5 protein-coding genes are annotated in these 6,017 nt (G+C 40.3%); all 5 read left to right on the top strand.

The window, feature by feature from the left end; all coding sequences use genetic code 11:
* Window positions 1-363: 363 nt before the first annotated feature.
* The 5 genes from CHI10_RS13225 (at window position 364) to CHI10_RS13205 (ending at window position 6,016) form a co-directional block, all read left to right on the top strand.
* Complete coding sequence (locus CHI10_RS13225) at window positions 364-1,080, top strand: response regulator transcription factor (RefSeq protein ID WP_095244727.1); 717 nt, start codon at window positions 364-366, stop codon at window positions 1,078-1,080.
* Complete coding sequence (locus tag CHI10_RS13220; RefSeq protein ID WP_095244726.1) at window positions 1,077-2,855, top strand: ATP-binding protein; 1,779 nt, start codon at window positions 1,077-1,079, stop codon at window positions 2,853-2,855. The genes CHI10_RS13225 and CHI10_RS13220 overlap by 4 nt, the downstream gene beginning before the upstream one ends.
* 259 nt (window positions 2,856-3,114) lie before the next feature.
* Window positions 3,115-3,666 (top strand): RNA polymerase sigma factor SigX, encoded by a 552-nt coding sequence (sigX, locus tag CHI10_RS13215; protein WP_095244725.1) that lies wholly within the window; start codon window positions 3,115-3,117, stop codon window positions 3,664-3,666.
* Complete coding sequence (locus tag CHI10_RS13210) at window positions 3,641-4,903, top strand: hypothetical protein (protein WP_095244724.1); 1,263 nt, start codon at window positions 3,641-3,643, stop codon at window positions 4,901-4,903. The genes sigX and CHI10_RS13210 overlap by 26 nt, the downstream gene beginning before the upstream one ends.
* A gap of 213 nt (window positions 4,904-5,116) precedes the next feature.
* Window positions 5,117-6,016, top strand: a complete 900-nt coding sequence (locus tag CHI10_RS13205; RefSeq protein ID WP_095244723.1) for a peptidoglycan DD-metalloendopeptidase family protein — start codon at window positions 5,117-5,119, stop codon at window positions 6,014-6,016.
* Window position 6,017 lies beyond the last annotated feature (1 nt).

The raw sequence follows: 6,017 nt of genomic DNA, 5'->3' as shown, positions 1-6,017 counted from the left end.
CGAGGGGGTAGGCGCTGGAGCTAGACAGTTCTAAAAATTCAAAGATAATAATTCTGATATTAATCATACAAGCCTTCACTTCACAATAGTGAGGGCTTTAATTAAAGATTTTTAATCTTCGTATAGTCTAGTGTTTTTCTGATTTGTATACTATATTTCACTGCTGAGTTGATTGGAGCGGAGGGTGCGAGACTCCTACGGGAGTAGCATACCAGGGGAGACCCCGCAGACGCAGAGCGTCGAGGAGGCTCCCGGTAGCCCCGTGGAAAGCAAGTGCCTGCAGCGGAAATCAACGGGCAAAATTCTTTATCTAAAATGAATTTTGAAAATAGCTATTTCTATTGACGTCAGGGGGACTTGAAAATGGAAAACCAAGTAAAAATATTGCTAGTGGATGATGAAGAAAGAATCCGCCGTTTATTGAAGATGTACCTTGAGCGTGAAAATTTTTCAATTGATGAAGCAGAGAATGGAAACCAGGCTTTGTCAAAAGCCTTGGCAAATGATTATGATGTTATCCTATTGGATTTAATGATGCCCGGGAAAGACGGCATTGAAGTCTGCAGAGAACTGAGAGAAAAAAAAGCTACTCCCGTTATCATGCTTACAGCTAAAGGGGAAGAAGTTAATCGCGTACAGGGCTTTGAAGTCGGCACTGATGATTATATCGTAAAGCCTTTCAGTCCCAGGGAAGTTGTGCTGCGTGTGAAGGCTTTATTGCGCAGATCTTCTAAAACTACTTACCTGCAGACAGAAACATCAGCAAAAGATGTAATCGTATTTCCTCATCTAACGATAGATAATGACGCTCACAAAGTAATGGCTGATGGAAAAGAAGTCAGTTTGACGCCAAAGGAATATGAACTGCTTTATTTCCTGGCAAAGGCGCCGGATAAGGTTTTTGACAGGGAGCATCTGCTTAAAGAAGTATGGCATTATGAATTTTTCGGAGATTTAAGAACAGTTGATACTCATGTGAAGCGCTTGCGTGAAAAACTGAATAAAGTTTCTGAGCAGGCTGCCAGAATGATTGTCACCGTTTGGGGAGTGGGCTACAAGTTTGAGGTTATTAATGAATGATGCTCTTTAGGAGTGTTGCCGGAAAGCTTTGGGGCACAATTCTTTTATTAGTTTCCTTTGTACTGCTGATTTTAACAGTCATGCTGCTGGAATTCTTTGAGAATTACCATATAAATGAGACAGAAAAGGGATTATCAAATACTGCCCATAAAATAACCAGAATTTTAAAAGAACATAATCGTGATGTCGGTTTGGAGATTTCCTGGGAGCTTGTCGATGATGTTACAAAAGTAGTCATTATTAACTCGCAGAAAGAGTACTACTATTCACCAAACCATACAGATTCATTAAAACTGCCCATTTCCTATCTCACCGAGGAAGATGATTTAAAAGAAGTTCTTACGAAAGACAAGACTGTAAAAAAAGTTACATCCGTTAATCCGGAGTATACAGACGTATCTGCAGATGACGACAGCAAAATTCTTATCATTGGAGTCCCGCTTGAAGGTGACGGCAGCAATGGAGCCGTTTTTATTTATCAGTCCATTGAGGTAATGCATGAAACATTGCGTTCAACCACAAAATTTATTTTGCTGGCTGCGGGAGTTGCCATCATTTTAACAACCATCTTTGCTTTTTTCTTATCGACAAGAATCAATGCTCCGCTGAGAAAAATGAAAGAAGCTGCCTTTGAGGTAGCAAGAGGTAAATTTGATACAAAAGTTCCGATTCTGACTAATGATGAGGTTGGCGAATTAGCCATGGCTTTTAATCAAATGGGCAGACAGCTGAAATTTAATATGAATGCCTTAAGCCAGGAAAAAGAACAGCTGGCAAGCATTTTAAGCGGGATGGCTGATGGGGTAATCACCTTCAACCGAGATGGAACGATTCTGATTACAAATCCTCCTGCAGAGCGTTTTCTGCAAAGCTGGTTTTATGAGCTGGATGACATCGAGAATAATACAGAAGAAGTTCCTTCCAAAGTAATGGAGCTCTTTCAGCTTGCTGTTAATACGGAGAAGGAACAGATTGGTGAAATCCCAATACAGGGACGTTCATGGGTGATAATCGTCAGCCCTCTTTATAATAAAAAATATATTAGGGGAGCGGTTGCAGTTATCAGGGATATGACTGAGGAGCGTAAGCTTGATAAGCTCCGCAACGATTTTATTGCTAATGTTTCTCATGAATTAAGGACGCCAATTTCGATGATGCAAGGATATAGTGAAGCGATCGTCGATGATATTGCCGGAACGGATGAAGAGAAAAAAGAGATGGCAAGCGTCATTTATGATGAATCGCTGAGAATGGGCCGGCTTGTGAACGAATTGCTTGATCTTGCCAGAATGGAAGCCGGGCATATTCAGCTGACAATGGAAAAAACTGATGTAAATTCCTTTCTGCAAAGAATCACCAGAAAATTTCAGGGACTCGCTAAAGAGAAGGAAATTAACCTGGAACATGATTTGCAAAGCGAAAATTTATCTATTCAATTTGATCCGGACAGAATAGAACAGGTTATGACCAATCTGATTGATAATGCCATCCGGCATACCCCTCAAAATGGAGAGGTTAAAGTTATCGAAAGGAGTGATGAACGGGGGCTGCTTATCGAAGTGAAAGATTCTGGCTCGGGAATCCCCGAAGAAGACCTGCCGTTTGTATTTGAGCGTTTTTACAAAGCTGACAAAGCAAGGACACGGGGCCGCTCCGGAACTGGCCTTGGACTCGCAATTGCAAAAAATATTATTGTAGCTCATAAAGGCCATATTACCGTTCAAAGCAAGACCGGACATGGTACGACATTTTCAATATTTATCCCCTCGAAATGACGGTTAAAGACGGGAATTGTGGCGATTGTTCTTGATACACGGGAAACAATTAATTATAGAATGGGGAAGGAGATGCAAGAATTTCCTTCCCTTTCTTTTTGGATTATAATGATAAGGCATTGGCCATTCGTATCCGAAGGCAGGGAGTAATCCTCCACCCAAACAGGCTCTTGCGCTTTTCTGCAAAATAATAATATAGTTAAACTGTAACTTTTTTTAGAGAGAGAACGACTATTTTATTGAACGGGGAGGGGAATTCATGGACTCCGTTTTTGATGAACTTTATAAAAAATACCATCAGGACGTTTTTCAATTTCTTTTTTATATGGTCAAAAACAAGGAACTGGCTGAGGATTTAGTCCAGGAAGTCTATATAAGAGTGTTAAAGTCATATGAAAGATTTGAAGGGAAAAGCAGTGAAAAAACATGGCTCTTTTCAATTGCGCGGAATGTTGCCATTGATTCCTTTCGCAAGCAAAAGGGCTGGAAACAAAAGATTATGGAGAAATTTGACTGGTCAACACAACAGGTAAAGGATGAACTCCCATTGCCTGATGAAATTGCTGTCCAACGGGAAGAAATCCAGATGATCTATCGCTGTCTGGATTTATGCACCATTGACCAGAGACTAGTCATAATTATGAGATATATACATGAACTCACCATTACAGAAACAGCTGATTCACTTGGCTGGACTGAAAGTAAGGTAAAGACAACACAGCATCGTGCATTAAAGGTGTTGAAAAATCATATGGAACATTTTAAGGCAAAGGAGGGAATGGATAATGAAGGAATCAAAGTGGAGCGATGAGCAGCTTCAGGAATTGTTGAGCCAGATGCCTAAGATTAAAGATAGTCGAGACCCGAGAGAAATCTATCAAACCATACAAATCAAAATGGGCAAACAAAAGAAAAGAACATGGATTATGCCTGCTGCAGCAGCGGCTGCTGCCTTGCTCCTGCTTTTCATTCTTGCCCCGAACCTTATGAATTGGCAGGAGTCTGCTGATAAGCAAGTCGAAATTAAATCAGATCAGACACAATCATCTGAACAAATAACAGGCGACAATTACAGCATATCTGAAAACAAAGACGAAGAGTCGAACCCGGAACCTCTTGCAAAAGAAGAAGATCCACAAGAGGATCATGCGCACCTTTCCGGTGACCCGGAAAAAGACTCAAAAAATGATATAAGCATGAAGTCTGTTTCATCCGAAGCAAACACCACTGCCGTTTATGAAGAAGATTTGGCAGGAAAAGAAGTCCTGACCTATGCAATTCCGGATAAGGAGGCTCAAAATATTGTACCTGTCAGCGTTCTGGTTGATGATGACCCGGACAGGACGAAATTTGCTTTGTTTGAAGACACGATGAACAAACTTACTGAGGATGCATGGGGCTTAGAGGATTACTATCCTTTAAAAGCAAATTTTACACATGATCAGGAAAATAATATACTGACAATTGATGTGCCGGCGGATCACCCTTATAGTATGTCCTCCACCACAGAGTTGCTTTTAGAAAAGGTTATGGCGAATATAATAAATAATCTTGATATAGAAAAGATTAACCTCAGGACGGAAGGGAAAGTTGGCATTGAGTTCAGTCATTATGGATATAGAGATGAATTTATCCCGGAAAAAAGCAATGGTAACTTAATTTATTATTTCTTCTATTCCAATGGTGCTGATTCAACACCATTCCTTGTCCCGTTAAGAGAAGAGCTCAATTCGGTAAAAGACGCTCTGAAAGCCATGAAGCAAAATAGGACTGAAAATAATCTACAGGCATCCATACCGGATGATATTGATTTTGAAATAGAAGAAATAAAGGATGGCAAACTCATAATCCGTTTTAATAATGAATCAGAAATAGTTGATAATGCGCCAACGCTTCATGCGATCGAAGCAATTCTTCTTACTGCCAAAGACTTTGATTTCAACACGGTCAAATTGGAAAATGCAGATGTTGATAAAATAGGCAAATTTGATCTTACGGAGGAATTAAAGGTGCCGATAGCAGCTAATAAAAGAGATTTGCCAAATTAGAAAGGCGGCCCCATGTGGCCGTCTTTTCCATTTGGGATAAAGTTCCTCCATATCTGCATAAAAACCCTGCTGCTGGAAGAATACTAATCACTGTGCTTTTATGAGCTTAATTGTTAATTGTTCTAAAAGAGTACAAGCTGTCATAGGGTGGAAGAGGGTGCGGAAAGAAAGCGCTCATGCGGATATTTCAGCTGACATCATAGGAGGAAAAGAATGAAGGATTACATAAGACGTTTCTTTATCGCAGGAATAATGGCTATTTGTGTGAGTCTGCTATTTCTGGGAGGGAAGCATTCTAAAGCTGCTGAGCCAAAAATTTCTGAGTCGACAGAGCATTGGGTATGGCCGGCAGATGGTGTAATTACAGATACGTATGGTACAAGAAGCGGTCAGCATAAAGGCATTGATATTGCCGGAGATTCCGGTTCTCCGGTTTATGCCGCTGACGCTGGAATTGTGTCCAGGTCGTATTACTCTCAAACATATGGAAATGTGATATTTATTAAACATAGCAACCAAACCGAAACAGTATACGCCCACCTGAATAAACGATTATCTGCTGAAGGTGAAAAAGTTTCGCTCGGACAGAAAATCGGATTGATGGGAAGCACAGGTGACTCTTCAGGAGTCCATCTTCATTTTGAGATACATGCGCAGGCATGGACAGCTGATAAAATAAATGCAGTGGATCCCTCTGTGGCATTTGGCATGGGAGAAGTTGGACAAGCTGTAAATGCAGCTGAAAGAACTGAAAACGCACGTGAAGTTTCAGCCCGGCCGTCTAATAATAATTCCGGGCAAATAACAAATGATTCGGGGGAAACCTACCATATAGTTAAAACCGGGGAAACATTATGGACCATCGCTGCACACTATAGTCTGCAGCCTGGTGATATTGCGGGTTTAAATAATATTAATCCTGATCATATTCTTACCGGTCAAAGACTGTTGATAAAACCCGTCAAATTTAGTAAATACACTGTTAAACAAGGCGATACATTAACTTCTATAGCAAAAATGCATGATACAACAGCAAAAGCTATTAAAGAGTTAAACAATGCAAATTCAGATGTTATCAAAATTGGACAAATTCTAATCATTCACAAAAAATAGA

The organism is Bacillus sp. 7894-2 (assembly GCF_002272225.1).
Lineage (GTDB): Bacteria > Bacillota > Bacilli > Bacillales > Cytobacillaceae > Cytobacillus.
Note: the sequence above shows the minus strand (reverse complement) of the source record. Positions and strands in the feature narration are given on the sequence as shown.

Bases quoted from the DNA above. Each gene is read 5' to 3' on its own strand.
- CHI10_RS13225 (WP_095244727.1), top strand. From the start codon at position 364: ATGGAAAACCAAGTAAAAATATTGCTAGTGGATGATGAAGAAAGAATC.
- CHI10_RS13220 (WP_095244726.1), top strand. From the start codon at position 1,077: ATGATGCTCTTTAGGAGTGTTGCCGGAAAGCTTTGGGGCACAATTCTT.
- sigX (WP_095244725.1), top strand. From the start codon at position 3,115: ATGGACTCCGTTTTTGATGAACTTTATAAAAAATACCATCAGGACGTT.
- CHI10_RS13210 (WP_095244724.1), top strand. From the start codon at position 3,641: ATGAAGGAATCAAAGTGGAGCGATGAGCAGCTTCAGGAATTGTTGAGC.
- CHI10_RS13205 (WP_095244723.1), top strand. From the start codon at position 5,117: ATGAAGGATTACATAAGACGTTTCTTTATCGCAGGAATAATGGCTATT.